The following is a 14,905-nucleotide window of genomic DNA, read 5'->3' on the forward strand; positions in this document are numbered from 1 at the left end:
TCAGTTCGCCCAGGGTTCGAGCTGGCAGCCGCGATCGGGCGCGAAAGTCGCGGTCTGGCTGGCCAGCAGCGGAACGCTGGCCTTTACGGCGTGCGCCTCCGTATCCTCGGACAGCATCATCAGGCCGGCGGTACGGCCAAGGCCGGCAACCGCGATATCGCCCTTGCAGGTCTTGAGTTCGCGTTCGGAAACAAAGCGGCAGGCACAGGCCACCCGCGCGCCATAGGCGGTGCTGACCAGCGCCTGTTCGCGCAGGCCCTTCCACGAGAAGCCCAGCACGATCGCCAGTACGACCACGGCAAGCAGCACGCCGTTCCTGAGCCAGCGGGACGGTTGTCGTTCGCCGCGGCGGCTGTCCCCCATCCCGTGTGTCCCCACTGTTGCCATCTTCCCGCGCCTCGCACATCACACCCCGCGTCATGCCGGTGCGCCGCCCTTCCCTTATCCTTGCCCTCTCCGTCCTGCCAGCCCTCGGCCTCCTGAGCGGCTGTGGACAGGACGCGCAGCAGGGCCCGCCGCCGCCCAGCGCGGAATCGCAAGCCGCGATCAAGGATGACGGCGGTGCCCCCCGCGAATCGCTCGGCCGCGCCATCGACGGCCTGTTCGGCGATGAAGAGGTAGGCCGCACCGATGCGCTGGTGGTGATGAAGCGCGGCTCGGTCATCGCCGAACGCTACGGTGCTGGGATCAAGCCCGAAACCCGGCTGCACGGCTGGGGCATGGGCCAATGCGTGACCGCGCTGATGATCGGGCAGCTCGTCAGCGACGGCCGCCTGCGCCTGAACGAATCGGCGCCGATTCCCGCCTGGCAGCGCCCGGGCGACCCGCGCGGCGAAATCACGCTGAAGCAGCTCCTGCAGATGCGCTCGGGCCTGCGCCATTCGGAATCGGGCCCGCCCGCCGCCAACGGCAACCCGGAAGCCGGGCTCGCCCGGCAATCCGACCGTATGCGGATGCTCTATCTCGACGGGCGCGACGACATGGCCGCCTACGCCGAGGCCCAGCCGCTGGAGGCCCCTGCAGGCGCGCGCTTCGTGAACAGCGCGGCGACGCCGGTGATTCTCTCCGACCTTGCGGCGCGCGTCCTTTCGCCCGACCGCAATCCCGACCGCCGCCGCAGAGCCGTGGGCGACTATTTGCGCAACCGCGTCCTGCTTCCGCTCGGCATGGATTCCGGCATGGCGGGGTTCGACCGCGCCGGAACGATGATCGGTTCGGCCATGATCCACGCCGATGCCCGCGACTGGGCCAAGCTCGGCGAATTCCTGCGCCACACCGGATCGATCCAGGGCGCCCAGATCCTGCCCCGACGCTGGGTGCAGTTCATGCTGGAGCCTTCGCCCCGCAATCCCGGCTACGGCGCGGGAGTCTGGCTCAACCGGGGGCGCGGCAAGAACGGCGGCGGTGACGAGGCCGTGTTGTTTCCCGGCATGGCCCCCGCCAATGTCTTCGCCTGCGTCGGCGAGCATGGCCAATACGTGATCGGATCACCCGACCAGCTTCTCACCATCGTCCGCCTGGGCGAGAGCGACCCGCAGCAGGAACGCCTCCTGCACGACCGGCTGGGCAAGCTGATGGCGATGTTCCCCGGCGGCATCTGAAAGCCCTTTTTGGCGCTTAAGAGGACTGATCGAGGTTCACGCGGATTGGCGGCAATACGTCCAGCCCCGCCTGCCCTGCTTCGTCCACCAGGCCTTCCGGATCGGGATGGATGAGGATTTCCGTGCCGGGGAACTCGACGGCGAGCCGGTGCTCCAGTTCGTCCATCACACGGTGCGCCTCGCGAACGGTCATGTTCGGGTCTACCCAGACATGAAACTGCACGAAATCCTTGTTTCCCGAAGTGCGCGTGCGCAGGTCGTGAACGCCGGTGATGTCGGGATGGCGGGCAAGTACCTGGAGGAAACGGTCCTTCTCCTCCTCGGGCCACTCATGGTCCATCAACTGGTCCAGCACGTCCTGCGAGGCCCTCCAGGCGCCCCAGCCCAGCCATGCGGCAATGCCGATCCCGAACAGCGGGTCCGCCCCCCTCAGCCCCGCATAATGGTCGAGCACGAGCGCCACGATCACAGCAAGGTTGAGCATCAGATCCGACTGATAGTGGACGCTGTCGGTCTGGATGGCGATGCTGCCGGTCTTTCGGATGACATGGCGCTGCCAGGCCACCAGCATCAGCGTCAACACGATGGCGGCCGCGGATACGGCAATGCCGCCTTCCGCCTTTTCGACCGTGCTCCCTGCCAGAAACTCCTCGACGGCGCGGCTGGCGATGGCGAGCGCGGAGATCGAAATCAGCACGATCTGGAACATCGCCGCGATCGCCTCCGCCTTGCCATGGCCGAAACGGTGCTTGTCGTCCGCCGGTTGCGAGGCGATCCAGACGCCGAGCAAGGTGGCGATACTGGCCACAAGGTCCAGCGCGGTGTCGGCCAGGCTGCCCAGCATCGCCGTCGAGCCGGTCGACCATGCCGCCCAGCCCTTGAGCGCGAGCAGGAACACCGCCGTGCCTATGCTGGCGATGGCGGCGCTGCGGTTCAGGGAGGCATGTTGATGCAAGGAAACGCTCCGGCAGGGCTCAGGGATAAAGCAGCGTGCTGGCCCAGCCGCCTTCGGCGTTCCGCACGAAACGGCGGCGTTCGTGAAGCCGGTAGGGACGGTCGTGCCAGAACTCTATCGCAGCGGGAACCACGCGGAATCCGCCCCAATGCGCGGGGCGCTCGATCTCGCCATCGCCGAAGCGGGCGCGAACTTCCTCGTAGCGGGCCAGGAACGTTTCGCGGCTATCGAGCGAAGCCGACTGGTCGGACGCGACTGCGCCAAGCTGCGAATCGCGGGCGCGCGAGTGGAAATAGGCATCGGCCTCTTCCGTGCTGACCGGCTCGAGCCGGCCCTCGATACGAATCTGGCGGCGCAGGCTCTTCCAGTGGAACAGCAGCGCCACGTGCGGATTGGCGGCTATTTCCTGGCCTTTGCGGCTGTGTCCATTGGTATAGAACACGAAGCCGTCCGGGCCGTAGCCCTTGAGCAGGACCATCCTGACCGAAGGCAGCCCGTCCGGCGTTGCCGTGGCCAGTGCCATGGCGTTTGAATCATTCGGCTCCGCTTCGCGGGCCTCGTCGTACCAGGCCTTGAACAGGGCGAACGGATCGCCGTGGGGAATGACTTCGCGGGCCTGTTCAGCTTCCATCTTCACTTCCTGACGAAATTATGTGCGGTCTTTGCCGGCGGGCAAGATAACCCTCCGGCTCCCCCCCGCTCCCCGCGCCTACAAAAGCACCGCGGTTGCGGCAATTCCTGATGGCCCAGAGGGACATGGGCAAGAACATGGCCGGTGCAATAGACGCACGGCCGGATCTAGGAAAGCACCGCTTGCCGTGCGGCTCGTCCCCACCTAGCTAGGATGCCATGGCAGCAGACCCTTATTCGACCCTTGGCGTATCGCGCACAGCCAGCGAGAAGGACATCAAGTCCGCCTATCGCAAGCTGGCGAAAGAACTTCATCCCGATACCAACAAGGACAATCCAAAGGCTTCGGAACGCTTCTCCGAGGTGACATCGGCTTACGACCTGCTTTCCGACAAGGACAAGCGGGCCAGGTTCGATCGCGGCGAGATCGACGCGGACGGCAACCCGATGGGCTTCGGCGGCATGGGCGGCGGCGGCGGATTCGGCGGCGGCGGTTTTGGCGGCGGGCCGGGCGGGCAGCGCGGATTCGGCGGCGGATTCGGCGGCAATGACGGGATCGACCTTGAAGACCTGTTCGGCGGCATCTTCGGCGGCTCCGGCCAGCGCGGACCCGGCGGCTTCGGGGGAGCCGGAATGGGCGGAGGCGGAGGACGCGGCCGTGCGGCACCGCGCGGCGCCAACGTGAATTACCGCCTTTCCGTGCCTTTGCCCGACGCAGCAGAGCTGAAACCGCAGCGCATCACCCTGTCGGATGGCAAGACCATCGATCTCAAGCTCCCTGCCGGACTTGAGGACGGCACCCAGATGCGCCTTGCCGGGAAGGGCGAAGCCGGCCCCGGGGGCATGGGCGACGCCATCGTCACCCTGAACATCCAGCCGCATGCCTTCTTCCGCCAGGATGGCGACGATTTGCGGGTGGATCTGCCGATCACCCTCGACGAGGCGCTGAATGGCGGCAAGGTCAAGGCGCCCACTGCCTCCGGCGCGGTGATGCTTTCGGTTCCGGTCGGTGCAAGTTCCGGCAAGGTGCTTCGCCTCAAGGGACGCGGCATGACCCGCAAGGACAGCAGCCGAGGCGATCTGCTCATCACCCTCCAGATCGTCCTTCCCGAACACGACGCCGACTTGGCCAAGCGTCTGGAAGGCTGGAAGGACAACCGCGACGTCCGGGCGAAACTCGGAATCTGACCCGGCATCGGCGGCGCGGCGCGGGACGGTTGAGCACCCCTGTGCCGCCCCGCCCTTGGCCAAGCCCCTGCCGGATTTGAATATCCGGCCCCGACCGCCTATGTCGGCAGGGTGAAAGGCGATCCGTCGACAGAACTGGCGACTACGGCCGCGATCTCGCCCGAGGCGCGTCGCCGCGCCGCCTTGCGCTGGCGGGAAATGCAGGAGCGGATTTCGCGCCCCCGGCCCAACAACCGGCCCTACACCGTCATTTCGCGCGTTGTCGCCGGCACCTGGGAAGATGGCTTCATTCACGCGGGCAATTTCGCGTACATGTCGATCGTCGCGCTGTTCCCCTTCTTCATCGCGCTGGCGGCAATCTACGCGGCGCTGGGGGAGCAGGGACAACTCGAAAGCTCGATCAATGCCGTGCTCGCCGCCCTTCCCCCGCGCGTGGAGGAAGCGCTGGCGCCGGTCGCACGCGATGCCGCAACCGCACGCCACGGCTGGCTGCTGTGGATCGGCGGCGCGCTGGGCCTGTGGACCACGACCAGCCTGATCGAGACTATCCGCGATATCCTCCATCGTGCCTACGGCATGACCAAGGGACTGAAATTCTGGAGAAACCGCCTGGCGTCGAGCGGGCTGATCTTCGGTTCGGTGCTGATGCTGCTGCTTTCGCTGTCCTCGCAAGTGATGATTTCCGTGATCGAGGAAGTACTGCTGACGCTGTTTCCGGGGCTCGGACGCTTCGATTACCAGATCACGATTTCGCGCGGGATCACTGCGATCACGCTGTTCGGATCGCTCTACGTCCTGTTTTTCCTGCTGACTCCCACGCGATATCAGGCCCGGCGTTACCCGAAATGGCCCGGCGCCCTGCTCGTCGCCAGCTGGTGGTTCGGCACGGCCTGGCTCCTTCCCAGAGTGTTGCGCAATTTCATCGCTTACGATTTGACGTACGGAAGTCTCGCCGGAGTGATGATCGCGCTTTTCTTTTTCTGGCTTGTCGGACTAGGGATGGTCGCAGGCGCGGAACTCAATGCCGCCCTCACCGTCAGTCCCGAGGAGCAGGAAATGCTCGCCGGCGGCGCAGGCGGGAGAAGCAGCACGACTGCACAGAACAACGAAGTACAGGAAGAACACGAATGACCGGTCTGATGCAGGGTAAACGCGGCCTGATCATGGGCCTTGCCAACGACAAGTCCCTGGCCTGGGGCATCGCGAAGAAGCTGCACGAACAGGGCGCGGAACTGGCCTTCTCCTATCAGGGCGAAGCGCTGGCCAAGCGCGTGAAGCCGCTGGCGGAAAGCCTGGGCAGCGATTTCCTCATCGATTGCGACGTTTCGGACATGGCAGCCCTCGACACCGCCTTCGAAACGCTGGCCGAACGCTGGCCCACGATCGACTTCATCGTCCACGCCATCGGCTTCTCGGACAAGAACGAGCTGCGCGGCAAGTACGTCAACACCAGCCTCGACAACTTCCTGATGACGATGAACATCTCGGCCTACAGCCTCGTCGCCGTCACCAAGCGCGCAGCGCCGATGATGCCCGAAGGCGGTTCGATCCTCACGCTGACTTATTACGGCGCCGAAAAGGTCGTGCCGCACTACAACGTGATGGGCGTGGCCAAGGCGGCGCTCGAAGCCTCGGTCATGTACCTTGCCAACGATCTCGGCCCGCAGAACATCCGCGTGAACGCGATCTCGGCCGGTCCGATCAAGACCCTGGCCGCCAGCGGCATCGGCGATTTCCGCTACATCCTCAAGTGGAACGAACTGAACTCGCCGCTGCGCCGCAACGTCACCATCGACGATGTGGGCGGTTCGGGCCTCTACTTCCTTTCCGACCTGTCCTCAGGCGTGACCGGCGAAACGCATCACGTCGACGCGGGCTACCACGTGGTGGGCATGAAGCAGGAAGACGCACCGGATATCGCGCTGAGCTGATCGGCGCTTTTGCCAGGCAAACGAAAAGGGGCCGGGAAGCGATTCCCGGCCCCTTTTCGCGAGGTATCGGCAAGAACTTACGGCTTGGGCTTGGGCAGCGGAGCAGCGGGCTGCCCAGCGGCGGCGGCGGCCTTGGCATCCTCTTCCGCTTCCTGGCGCTGGCGCTGGTCGAAATAGGCCTTCTCGGCTTCCTCGACCCGCTTCTGCTGCTCGGCGGCATCCGCATCAATGGTGGACAGGCGCTTCTCGCGTTCGGCCTGGATCAGTTCGCTGAACTTAACGTCCGAACCGTTCTTCTTTTCGGCATAGGCACGGTCGATCAGCTTCTGGGTGCACCCTGAAGCACCGCCCGCACCGACCGGCGAACAGCTCATGTTGCCGAAAGCACCCACTGTTTCATAAGCCTGGACCTTGTTGGTCCAGGCATCGGACTTGGGCGAATCGATACCGCGCAGCGGTTCGGGAATACGGTAGCGCTCGGCTTCCGCCTTGCGGGCGCAGACGGTGATTTCGCCGCTGGCCGAGGCCGGGCAAGGATCGTCGCCATAGATGATGAGCTGGTTGACCTTCTCGTCACCGGCCCCGAGGCTGTCTTCCTGCGCCGCAGCCGGAAGCGCGCCGAGGGTCAGCCCAAGCCCGAACGTGGCGATGGCTGCTGCTGTGGTCAGGAGGCGCGTCATGGGAAACTCCAGCTTGGTCGAGAACGTCGCGTGACCCGATATAGGGTCTGACGGCCTTGAACGGTACCTTAAGGTAACATGGCACCCCTCTTGGGCGCCAATATAACGCCCGGATTTCAGATTCTTTCCGAGAGCTTGATCGCTACGCGGCATCCGAGTCGGATCGCATTGAACAGGAGCGGATAGGCAGGCGCCTCTTCAGCCCCGGCCGCCAGGGCAGCGTCGCGGTGTTCGCGCTCCTCATCCCGGAACTTGAGGATGGCCTCGCCCAGTTCTGGATCCTCGTCGCCAAGGTCCTCAAGCTGCTCGGTGTAGTGGCGGTCGATCTCGGTCTCGATCGCGGCGGTGCACGCCATCGCCGCCTTAGGGCCGATCAGCGCCGTTGCCGCGCCGAGCGCATAGCCCGCCACCGACCATACCGGCTGAAGCAATGTCGGGCGCACGCCGCGTTCCGCGATCATCGCATCGAAGCGCGCCTTATGCTCGGCCTCCTGCTCGGCCATGCCGGCGATCTCGGTGGAGTGCGGCGCGCGCGCGCCCATCACCGCAAGCTGGCCCGCATAGATCCGCGTCGCCCCATATTCGCCGGCCTGGTCGACGCGCAGCATCCGCGCGGCCTTGGGTGACGTCATGGCTGGACCTTCAGACTGCGGGCGACGAAGCCGAACACGGCCAGCGCGCCCAGGGTGGAGATGAGGAAGTTGAATCCGGCGAGCGAAATTCCCCCAAGCGTCCAGGGCGCAACGTCGCACCGGATCACCGGCGCGTTCATGATCGCATCCATCGGGTCGACACCGGCCGCGAACGGGCTGGACGTGCAGGCGGTCATGCCTTCCCACCAGCCGTATTCGACTCCGGCATGGAAACCGCCGATGAGGCCCGAAACCAGCACGCCCAGCGCCGCCACCGCCACCAGCGGGCGGACCGGACGCCAGAAAAAGGCGAGCGCGGCAAAGACGATCGCGAACATGTGCGGATAGCGCTGCCACCAGCACATTTCGCAAGGATGCAGGCCGAAGGCATACTGGCTGACATAGGCCCCGCCGAGCAGGACCACGGGAATGGCGAAAGCCAGCGCGCGGGCGGCGCGCAAGGGTGCGGCAACGGCAACGGTCATCGCGGCGGCCTCAGTCCTTCTGCGCGGTCTTGGGCGCGACCTGCCCGCTTGCGGCGGGCGCCGTATAGCGTGCCAGCGCGGGCTTTCCGGCGGTGCGACGCAGCGTGTCGATCGCATACGTGAGCTGGAAATCGTCGATTCCCTGCTTCTTCAGTTCATCGGCGGAGATCTTGAAACGCGGATCGTCCATCTTGTCGGTTTCCAGATCCTTGTCGCCCATCGCCGCCTCGTTGATGAGGTGACCGCGGAGATCGGATTCGCGCACCGCGCGTTCGGCACGGACCCGCGCGTCGGGATCGGAAAGCTGCGGCACCTTGATGTCGGGAACGATGCCGCCCTCCTGCACCGAGTGTCCCGAAGGCGTGAAGTAACGTGCCGTGGTGAGCTTCACCGCGCTGTTCTTGTCGAGCTGGATGAACGACTGGACCGAGCCCTTGCCGAAAGTGCGTTCGCCCATGATGACGGCGCGGTGCTGGTCCTGAAGCGCACCCGCCACGATTTCGGAAGCCGAAGCCGAACCGGCATCGACCAGCACGACGATCGGCATGCCTTTCACGGTATCGCCCTTGAACATCGATTCTGCGCGGTAATACTGGTTCTCGCTGGCGATGCGGCCGCGCTGGGAAACGATCACGCCCTTGTCGAGGAACAGGTCGGACAGCGCCACCGCCTCGTCAAGCGAGCCACCCGGGTTGGAGCGCAGGTCAAGTACGAGCCCGTCCAGCTTCACGCCCTTGGTGGCGGCCTGTTTCTTCAGGTCGGCGATGCCCTTGTTCACGAAGTTGCCGACATCGCGCGAAAACTCGTTCACCGAGATCACGCCCACGTCGTTCTTCAGTTCCCAGGTCACCGGTTCCAGTTCGATCACGCCGCGCGTTACCGTCACGTCGAAAGGTTCGTCACGGCCGGGGCGGTAGATCGTCAGGCGGATCGAGGTGCCGGCCTGGCCGCGCATCTTGGAGACCGCCTCGTCCAGGTCGCGCTCGTAATAGAGCACGCCGTCGAGATGCGTGATGTAGTCGCCCGCCTTGATGCCGGCCTTTTCCGCGGGGCTGCCCTTGAACGGAGAAACGACCTTCACGGCGCCGTCATCCTCGACCACCGAGAGACCGAGGCCGGTGTAATTGCCGTCGATCATGGTCTCCAGCCGCTGGAGCGAGGGACCGTCGAGATAGTTGGAATGCGGATCGAGGCTGGCCAGCATCCCGTCGATCGCGCCCTTGATCAGCTTGTCGTCGTCCACCTGGTCGACATAGTTCGCCTTCACCAGTTCGTAGATGGTGAAGAGCTTGCTGAATTCGGGATTCACGCGGCTGTCCACCGCGGAAAGACCGGACGTCGCCACGGGAAGGACGGCCACGGCCGACACCAGCAGGGCAGCGCGCATCAGGGGAGCGAATTTCATCTGGCTGGAATGCCTTTTCGTACGTCACGTCCGGCCGGGACCGGCGGGGATTTCTGACTGTAATCCTACCGGGGCACGGGCACAATTGCCAGCAGTGCGGTGCATGTTCCGAAGGATTTAGGGTTTCGAAGATGAACGGGGCGCAAACGGGTAAGCGCCTCTCAGAGAGAACGGATATATTGCAGGGGATTCACGGTCTCTCCGCCCCGCCTCAGTTCAACCATCACGCGTGGATCGCGCGGCCCGGTCATGCCGATCGGCGCCCCCGCCACGACCTGCCTGCCGACTTGTGCGTCGAGCCGGGCCAGACCCGTCACCAGCGAGGTCCAGCCGCCGGCATGTTCGATGATGACGATGCGTCCGTAGCCGGGATAGGGCCCGGCGAAAGCGACGCGCCCGGCTGCGGGGGCGACGACTTGCGCATTCGCGCGCGGAGCCAGCGAAAGCCCGCGCGAAGGGGCCTGCCCCGGCAGGACCTCGCCATATCCCGTGACCAGCCGTCCCGTGACCGGCAGCATGTAGCTGGCCAGACCCTCGGGCGTGGCCACGAACTGCGATGCCTCGATCACGCGTGACTCTTCGGGACGGGGCGGGCGCATGATCGGTCCGGGCAGGGCTGCGAGCTGTTCGCGCAGAACGCCCTGTTCGCCCATCCGGTCAACAAGATCGCCAAGATCCCGCGCCTTTTCGGCGAGCGCCAGCGCCCGCTCGCCTTCCCGGGCCGCGATGCCGCTTGCCTGCCTGCCGGCAAGGCGCTGATTCGATTCCAGCACGGCGAGCGCCTTGCGCCGCTGCCGCATCTCGCCTTCCATTTCGGTGAGTTCATGTCCGGCGGCGAGCGCCTGCTGTTCCAGTGCGCGTCCGCGCTCGATCTCCGCCCGCAGGCCTGCGGTGCGCCGCTCGACCTGGGGAAGCATCGTGTCCAGCATCGCCCGGAGATAGACCGCATCCCGCACCGATCCCGGCCGCAGGAGCGCGAGAAGCGGCGGTCTTCGCGACAGGCGCTGCAACGATCCGGTCAGGCGCGAGAGGGGGGCCTGCCGCTCCGCCAACCTCTCCCGCAGCCCTACGCGCTGCAAGGCGATCAGCCTGACCTTGGCCTGCTGTGCGGCGATCCCGGCCTCCGTTTCCTGGATGCGCGCGGCAACGGCCGCAGTCTCTCTCGCGGTCTTCTCGGCCTGTTCGGTGACTTCGCGGGCCTTTCCCTCAAGCTTTTCGGCGCGCTTGCGGGCGGCATCGCTTTCACGGCGCGCCGCGAGCATGTCCTGCTGTGCCTGGGTCGCGTCTGCCGCCGGGTCCAGCACCGCGAGCGCACCCGTCTGGGTAAGGCCATTCCCTGCGACGACAGCCACGCCAAGTCCCAGCGCAATGACGGTGACGACGGGCAGGGGGCGCGGGAAGAGCTTCACGCCGCCGTGATTAGGGCAGCATGAGTCCGGCGGGAAGAGGAGAAAAGCGGGCGTCCCGCAACGGAGACGCCCCACTGGAGTTTCGTGCGGCGGTTCGGCTCAGGCGGCTTCCTTCTCGATCCATTCGGGATAGAAGCTGGGTTCGCGTTCCGACCACCCGTGCGCGGTTGCAGCGGCTTCGCTGATCGAATGGAGCAGCGTGCGGCGGCGATCCGGCCTGATCTGGGGAAGCGCGGCGGCCCCGCAGAACGCGCCCGGAAGCCAGGGGCGAACCCAGGCGCCCAGCAGCCGCTCATAGAGGAAGCGGAAAGCCGGGAAGGATTCGATGCGTTCCTGCGCCAGGTCGAAGGCGGCGATCCGCACCATCCGGCCCACGAAAGTCTCGATATCGTCGAAACCGAACTCGTCCGGACGCATTTCGCGCAGCGACGCGAGATCGGCATAAGCCTCATACTGCTTGCGGATCGAGGAAGCTTCGGCGGCATCGCGCGCCCAGAGCCCGAGGGCATCCTGCCGACCGAGGCCCACGTCGAGGCTGCGCCGGATGTAGCGCTGCTCGCAGGACGTGAAGCTTGCAAACTCGCGGAGTTCGCCGATCGTGATGGTGGCCTTGCCCGTGTGAGTCATGATCGTGATCCTCGTGCCACGGAAGGACAATCCTTCCTGTCACAAAAACCAATTTCGGCCTCTTCGGTTGCTACAGCCTTAACCGCGCAAAGGTTTGTACACGATATTTGCGGTAAGATTCGTGCAAGATTCAATTCGGGACAGTTTGAAAGATGCCCTTTCGGGTATTTTTCAGTTCGTGTCCGGCCTTCCTTCGCGAACTGCCGGACACTAGGAAAGGCCGTTCAGATCAGCCCGGCGAGCGGGCTCGACGGATCGGCATATCGGCGCTGCGCCATGCGCCCGGCGAGATAGGCATCACGCCCCGCTTCGACCGCCAGCTTCATCGCGCGGGCCATGCGGATCGGATCGCGCGCTTCGGCGATGGCGGTGTTCATCAGCACGCCATCGCAGCCCAGTTCCATCGCCACGGCGGCTTCCGAGGCCGTGCCCACGCCCGCATCGACGAGCACCGGCACTTTGGCCCCTTCCACGATCAGGCGGACCGTGACCTTGTTCTGGATGCCCAGACCCGATCCGATCGGCGCACCGAGAGGCATCACCGCCACCGCGCCGCAGTCCTCGAGCTGCTTTGCAGCGATCGGATCGTCCACGCAGTAGACCATCGGCAGGAAACCTTCCTTCGCGAGGATTTCCGTAGCCTTCAGCGTCTCGCGCATGTCGGGGTAGAGCGTGCGCGCCTCGCCCAGCACTTCCAGCTTCACCAGATCCCAGCCGCCCGCCTCGCGCGCCAGGCGCAGGGTGCGGATGGCTTCGTCGGCAGTGAAACAACCGGCGGTGTTCGGAAGATAGGTGATCTTCTTCGGATCGATGAAGTCGGTCAGCATCGGCGCCTTGGGGTCCGAGACATTGACCCGGCGCACCGCCACCGTAACGATTTCCGCGCCGGAAGCCTCTACCGCTGCCGCGTTCTGCTCGAAATCCTTGTACTTGCCGGTGCCCACGATCAGGCGCGAACGGAAAGTACGACCAGCGACAGTCCAGGAATCTGCGGTCGAGGAATCAGATACGGTATCGGTCAAGGTTCTCGTCCTTTCGGGGAACGGTATGTCAGGATTCGGGCCGTTGCGCTTGCTCAGCCGCCGCCGACGAAGTGCACGATCTCCAGCACGTCGCCATCGGAGAGCAGCACATCGGCCAGGGTCGAGCGCGGGGCGATCTCGCCGTTATGCTCGACAGCGACCTTCTTCGGATCGAGGCCGATGCCGGCAACGAGATCGGCAATCGATGAGCCGGGCGCCGCGCGCCGCGGTTCGCCGTTCACGGTGAGGGAGAGTTCTGCAGCCATGGGCCGCAGATAGCGCGGAGAATGGATTTGGAAAGTGCCCAGGGTCCGGTCCCGGCACTTTCAGTGCGCGCGGTGCAGGTTCCGGATGTGCGCGAAGGCCACAAGCGCGACGCCGATGATCGTCAGGATCGATTCAGCAAGCCCGTGGCCAACCGCGATCGCCGTGGCCATGAAAGCAAGGCCCACCCCGCCGATCACCAGCGGGGCGATGCGGCCATGGCGCATGACGCCAAATCCCAGCGAAACCAAACCGACGACCAGCGCCAGCGCCAGTCCGACGCGATGAACTGCCGGCGAAAGCAGAACCTCGCCGCCAAGCCCTAGGAATCCCACGAGAACCACACCCAGAACGCAGTGCAGGGCACACAGTCCACTAAGGACGATGCCTGCCCGGTCCAGCCGGTTTCGAATCGCGTTGAAGGCGGTGCGCATGCGTGACCATGTATGTGACGTTGTAACATTCATCAAGTCCCGACCTTGACGCGCAACATTCGGTCGACGCGCCTCTTGCGCATTTCGTCGCAAGATCGCAGGGATTTGCGCCATGAGAGTCTCTGACGGTCGCCCCATCCTCGGTACAGCCGACGATATCGCCCCCATGGTTCGCTGGCTGCTGTTCGTAGCCGCGCTGGTTGTCCTTATCGTTGCAGTCGGAGGCATTACCCGGCTGACCGAGTCCGGGCTCTCCATCACCCAGTGGAAACCGCTCACCGGCGCGATCCCGCCGCTGACCGACGCCCAGTGGCAGGCAGAGTTCGCCCGCTACAAGCAGATCCCGCAGTACATCGACGTCAACGGCCCGGCGGGCATGACGCTGGCGCAGTACAAGTTCATCTACTTCTGGGAATGGGTCCACCGCCTGCTGGCACGGGTGATCGGGCTGGCCTTCGCGCTGCCGCTGGCGTGGTTCTGGTACAAGCGGACGATTCCACTGGGCTACAAGACCCGCCTTGTCGCACTGCTGGCGCTGGGCGGACTTCAGGGCGTGGTGGGCTGGTGGATGGTCTCCTCGGGCCTCAGCGCCGAAGCAGCCGACCGGGTGAGCCACTTCCGCCTCGCCGCGCACCTGCTGGTCGCGTTGACGACGCTCGGCGGCCTCGTATGGACCGCGCTCGACCTTCGCGAGTTGCGACGCGGGCAGGCGCCGGCCCGCCTGACCCGATTCAGCGCGCTGGCATTGGGCATGTTGTTCTTCCAGCTGTTCATGGGCGCGATGGTGGCCGGCCTGCGTGCCGGTTACGTCGCGGGGATGGGCTGGTTCAGCATGGACGCCTGGCCGCTCATGCAGGGCACGTTCTTCCCGGAGGGCGTGGAATGGGCGGGCGGCGCGCTCCATGCGCTCGTCAACGACCCGTTCCTGACTCACTTCATTCACCGCTGGTGGGCCTGGGCCGTGGTGGCCGCGCTGATCGTGATGGGCCGCCGCCTCAAGGCCCGGCATGCGCGTCTGGCCTCGATCGCGGTGCATTCGGCATTCGGCACGCAAGTGCTGCTGGGCATCTTCACCGTCTGGTCGGGCGTGGCCCTCTGGCTTGCGGTAGCGCACCAGCTCTGCGGCGCGCTTCTCGTCGCCGCCACGGTCTGGGGCGCCCACTGCCTCGGCCGGCGTGATCAGGTCGGGCTGGGGATGTGAGCGGGGATTCCGCGATTCCCGCCCTCATCTGGTGCCCCTTCCCGGACGAGGAAAGCGCCCTCGCGTCAGCAAATATTCTGCTCGACGAGGGACTCGTGGCTTGTGCGAACCTGCTGCCGGGCATGACCTCAATCTTCGTCTGGAACGGCAGGAAGGATAGCGCCCGCGAACACGGGCTGCTGCTGAAGACCAACGCGGGCCTGCTCGATGCGGCAACGGCGCGTCTCGCCGATATCCATCCTTACGATGAACCTGCCGTGCTGGGCTGGCGGTGCGATGCAGCGGCGACCGGAACCGTGGCCTGGTTGGCCGCAACAGGGCTCCATCAAGCATAGAGGTATCATTTTACCTCTATGGAAAACCGCGCTCTGCTTGACTTGCGCGCCCTTTTCGACGATTTGGCCGCCTTCCCGCGGTGCCCGAGATTCGTGAAAGCGAAAG

General features: G+C 65.3%; 18 protein-coding genes. 6 read left to right on the forward strand and 12 right to left on the reverse strand.

Translation table 11 applies throughout. From position 1 onward, the window contains the following. Nucleotides 1-363: a hypothetical protein gene (locus tag ACLIMP_RS02900; RefSeq protein ID WP_292635302.1), complete on the reverse strand. Its 363-nt coding sequence runs from the start codon at nt 361-363 to the stop codon at nt 1-3. Between the two features lie 56 nt (nt 364-419). On the opposite strand from ACLIMP_RS02900, the gene ACLIMP_RS02905 reads away from it, so the two are divergent. Next, nucleotides 420-1,601 carry a serine hydrolase domain-containing protein gene (locus ACLIMP_RS02905; protein WP_185998903.1) on the forward strand — a complete coding sequence of 394 codons (1,182 nt, stop codon included), beginning with the start codon at nt 420-422 and terminating at the stop codon, nt 1,599-1,601. Between the two features lie 16 nt (nt 1,602-1,617). Here ACLIMP_RS02905 and ACLIMP_RS02910 read toward each other — a convergent pair whose 3' ends face one another. Together ACLIMP_RS02910 and pdxH are read right to left on the reverse strand one after the other, a co-directional pair. Continuing rightward, nucleotides 1,618-2,556: a cation diffusion facilitator family transporter gene (locus ACLIMP_RS02910; protein ID WP_443478031.1), complete on the reverse strand. Its 939-nt coding sequence runs from the start codon at nt 2,554-2,556 to the stop codon at nt 1,618-1,620. A 19-nt stretch (nt 2,557-2,575) separates the two neighbouring features. Next, nucleotides 2,576-3,187 (reverse strand): pyridoxamine 5'-phosphate oxidase, encoded by a 612-nt coding sequence (gene pdxH / locus ACLIMP_RS02915; RefSeq protein ID WP_324697418.1) that lies wholly within the window; start codon nt 3,185-3,187, stop codon nt 2,576-2,578. Nucleotides 3,188-3,405: 218 nt separating this feature from the next. Between pdxH and ACLIMP_RS02920 the strand changes: the two genes are divergently transcribed. From ACLIMP_RS02920 to fabI, 3 genes are all read left to right on the forward strand, one after another. Beyond that, complete coding sequence (locus ACLIMP_RS02920; protein ID WP_054442095.1) at nt 3,406-4,374, forward strand: DnaJ C-terminal domain-containing protein; 969 nt, start codon at nt 3,406-3,408, stop codon at nt 4,372-4,374. A 111-nt stretch (nt 4,375-4,485) separates the two neighbouring features. Further along, on the forward strand, nt 4,486-5,505 hold the full coding sequence (locus tag ACLIMP_RS02925) for a YihY/virulence factor BrkB family protein (protein WP_054442094.1): 1,020 nt from the start codon (nt 4,486-4,488) through the stop codon (nt 5,503-5,505). Continuing rightward, nucleotides 5,502-6,305, forward strand: a complete 804-nt coding sequence (gene fabI / locus ACLIMP_RS02930) for an enoyl-ACP reductase FabI (protein ID WP_324697422.1) — start codon at nt 5,502-5,504, stop codon at nt 6,303-6,305. The genes ACLIMP_RS02925 and fabI overlap by 4 nt, the downstream gene beginning before the upstream one ends. A gap of 77 nt (nt 6,306-6,382) precedes the next feature. Here fabI and ACLIMP_RS02935 read toward each other — a convergent pair whose 3' ends face one another. The 9 genes from ACLIMP_RS02935 to ACLIMP_RS02975 form a co-directional block, all read right to left on the reverse strand. Further along, nucleotides 6,383-6,985, reverse strand: coding sequence for a hypothetical protein (locus ACLIMP_RS02935; RefSeq protein ID WP_132468631.1), 603 nt, complete (start codon nt 6,983-6,985; stop codon nt 6,383-6,385). 116 nt (nt 6,986-7,101) lie between these two features. Next, the gene (locus tag ACLIMP_RS02940) at nt 7,102-7,617 is read right to left on the reverse strand and encodes a demethoxyubiquinone hydroxylase family protein (protein WP_054442093.1); all 516 of its coding nucleotides are present in this window, start codon (nt 7,615-7,617) and stop codon (nt 7,102-7,104) included. Continuing rightward, nucleotides 7,614-8,102: a disulfide bond formation protein B gene (locus ACLIMP_RS02945; protein WP_324697426.1), complete on the reverse strand. Its 489-nt coding sequence runs from the start codon at nt 8,100-8,102 to the stop codon at nt 7,614-7,616. Before ACLIMP_RS02945 ends, ACLIMP_RS02940 begins: the two co-directional genes overlap by 4 nt. A gap of 10 nt (nt 8,103-8,112) precedes the next feature. Beyond that, the gene (locus ACLIMP_RS02950; protein ID WP_324697428.1) at nt 8,113-9,507 is read right to left on the reverse strand and encodes a S41 family peptidase; all 1,395 of its coding nucleotides are present in this window, start codon (nt 9,505-9,507) and stop codon (nt 8,113-8,115) included. A 161-nt stretch (nt 9,508-9,668) separates the two neighbouring features. Beyond that, on the reverse strand, nt 9,669-10,916 hold the full coding sequence (locus ACLIMP_RS02955; RefSeq protein ID WP_324697430.1) for a murein hydrolase activator EnvC family protein: 1,248 nt from the start codon (nt 10,914-10,916) through the stop codon (nt 9,669-9,671). 99 nt (nt 10,917-11,015) lie between these two features. Then, nucleotides 11,016-11,543 (reverse strand): hypothetical protein, encoded by a 528-nt coding sequence (locus ACLIMP_RS02960; RefSeq protein ID WP_054442265.1) that lies wholly within the window; start codon nt 11,541-11,543, stop codon nt 11,016-11,018. A 224-nt stretch (nt 11,544-11,767) separates the two neighbouring features. After that, the gene (locus ACLIMP_RS02965; protein ID WP_324697433.1) at nt 11,768-12,565 is read right to left on the reverse strand and encodes a bifunctional sulfur carrier protein/thiazole synthase protein; all 798 of its coding nucleotides are present in this window, start codon (nt 12,563-12,565) and stop codon (nt 11,768-11,770) included. A 53-nt stretch (nt 12,566-12,618) separates the two neighbouring features. Then, nucleotides 12,619-12,831, reverse strand: coding sequence for a sulfur carrier protein ThiS (gene thiS / locus ACLIMP_RS02970; protein ID WP_054442089.1), 213 nt, complete (start codon nt 12,829-12,831; stop codon nt 12,619-12,621). A 60-nt stretch (nt 12,832-12,891) separates the two neighbouring features. Further along, nucleotides 12,892-13,263, reverse strand: coding sequence for a MerC domain-containing protein (locus ACLIMP_RS02975; protein WP_185998358.1), 372 nt, complete (start codon nt 13,261-13,263; stop codon nt 12,892-12,894). A gap of 112 nt (nt 13,264-13,375) precedes the next feature. Here ACLIMP_RS02975 and ACLIMP_RS02980 point away from each other — a divergent pair, with 112 nt between their 5' ends. Together ACLIMP_RS02980 and cutA are read left to right on the forward strand one after the other, a co-directional pair. Further along, nucleotides 13,376-14,464 (forward strand): COX15/CtaA family protein, encoded by a 1,089-nt coding sequence (locus tag ACLIMP_RS02980; protein ID WP_185998357.1) that lies wholly within the window; start codon nt 13,376-13,378, stop codon nt 14,462-14,464. Further along, nucleotides 14,461-14,799, forward strand: a complete 339-nt coding sequence (gene cutA, locus ACLIMP_RS02985; protein ID WP_185998356.1) for a divalent-cation tolerance protein CutA — start codon at nt 14,461-14,463, stop codon at nt 14,797-14,799. The genes ACLIMP_RS02980 and cutA overlap by 4 nt, the downstream gene beginning before the upstream one ends. The last annotated feature ends 106 nt before the right edge of the window (nt 14,800-14,905 follow it).

This window comes from Novosphingobium aeonii (assembly GCF_052279045.1).
In the GTDB taxonomy this organism is placed as follows: Bacteria; Pseudomonadota; Alphaproteobacteria; order Sphingomonadales; family Sphingomonadaceae; genus Novosphingobium.

Excerpts from the sequence above, each read along its gene's own strand:
- ACLIMP_RS02900 (WP_292635302.1), bottom strand. The coding sequence starts at position 363 with ATGGGGGACAGCCGCCGCGGCGAACGACAACCGTCCCGCTGGCTCAGG.
- ACLIMP_RS02905 (WP_185998903.1), top strand. The coding sequence starts at position 420 with ATGCCGGTGCGCCGCCCTTCCCTTATCCTTGCCCTCTCCGTCCTGCCA.
- pdxH (WP_324697418.1), bottom strand. The coding sequence starts at position 3,187 with ATGGAAGCTGAACAGGCCCGCGAAGTCATTCCCCACGGCGATCCGTTC.
- ACLIMP_RS02920 (WP_054442095.1), top strand. The coding sequence starts at position 3,406 with ATGGCAGCAGACCCTTATTCGACCCTTGGCGTATCGCGCACAGCCAGC.
- fabI (WP_324697422.1), top strand. The coding sequence starts at position 5,502 with ATGACCGGTCTGATGCAGGGTAAACGCGGCCTGATCATGGGCCTTGCC.
- ACLIMP_RS02935 (WP_132468631.1), bottom strand. The coding sequence starts at position 6,985 with ATGACGCGCCTCCTGACCACAGCAGCAGCCATCGCCACGTTCGGGCTT.
- ACLIMP_RS02940 (WP_054442093.1), bottom strand. The coding sequence starts at position 7,617 with ATGACGTCACCCAAGGCCGCGCGGATGCTGCGCGTCGACCAGGCCGGC.
- ACLIMP_RS02945 (WP_324697426.1), bottom strand. The coding sequence starts at position 8,102 with ATGACCGTTGCCGTTGCCGCACCCTTGCGCGCCGCCCGCGCGCTGGCT.
- ACLIMP_RS02950 (WP_324697428.1), bottom strand. The coding sequence starts at position 9,507 with ATGAAATTCGCTCCCCTGATGCGCGCTGCCCTGCTGGTGTCGGCCGTG.
- ACLIMP_RS02960 (WP_054442265.1), bottom strand. The coding sequence starts at position 11,543 with ATGACTCACACGGGCAAGGCCACCATCACGATCGGCGAACTCCGCGAG.
- thiS (WP_054442089.1), bottom strand. The coding sequence starts at position 12,831 with ATGGCTGCAGAACTCTCCCTCACCGTGAACGGCGAACCGCGGCGCGCG.
- ACLIMP_RS02975 (WP_185998358.1), bottom strand. The coding sequence starts at position 13,263 with ATGCGCACCGCCTTCAACGCGATTCGAAACCGGCTGGACCGGGCAGGC.
- ACLIMP_RS02980 (WP_185998357.1), top strand. The coding sequence starts at position 13,376 with ATGAGAGTCTCTGACGGTCGCCCCATCCTCGGTACAGCCGACGATATC.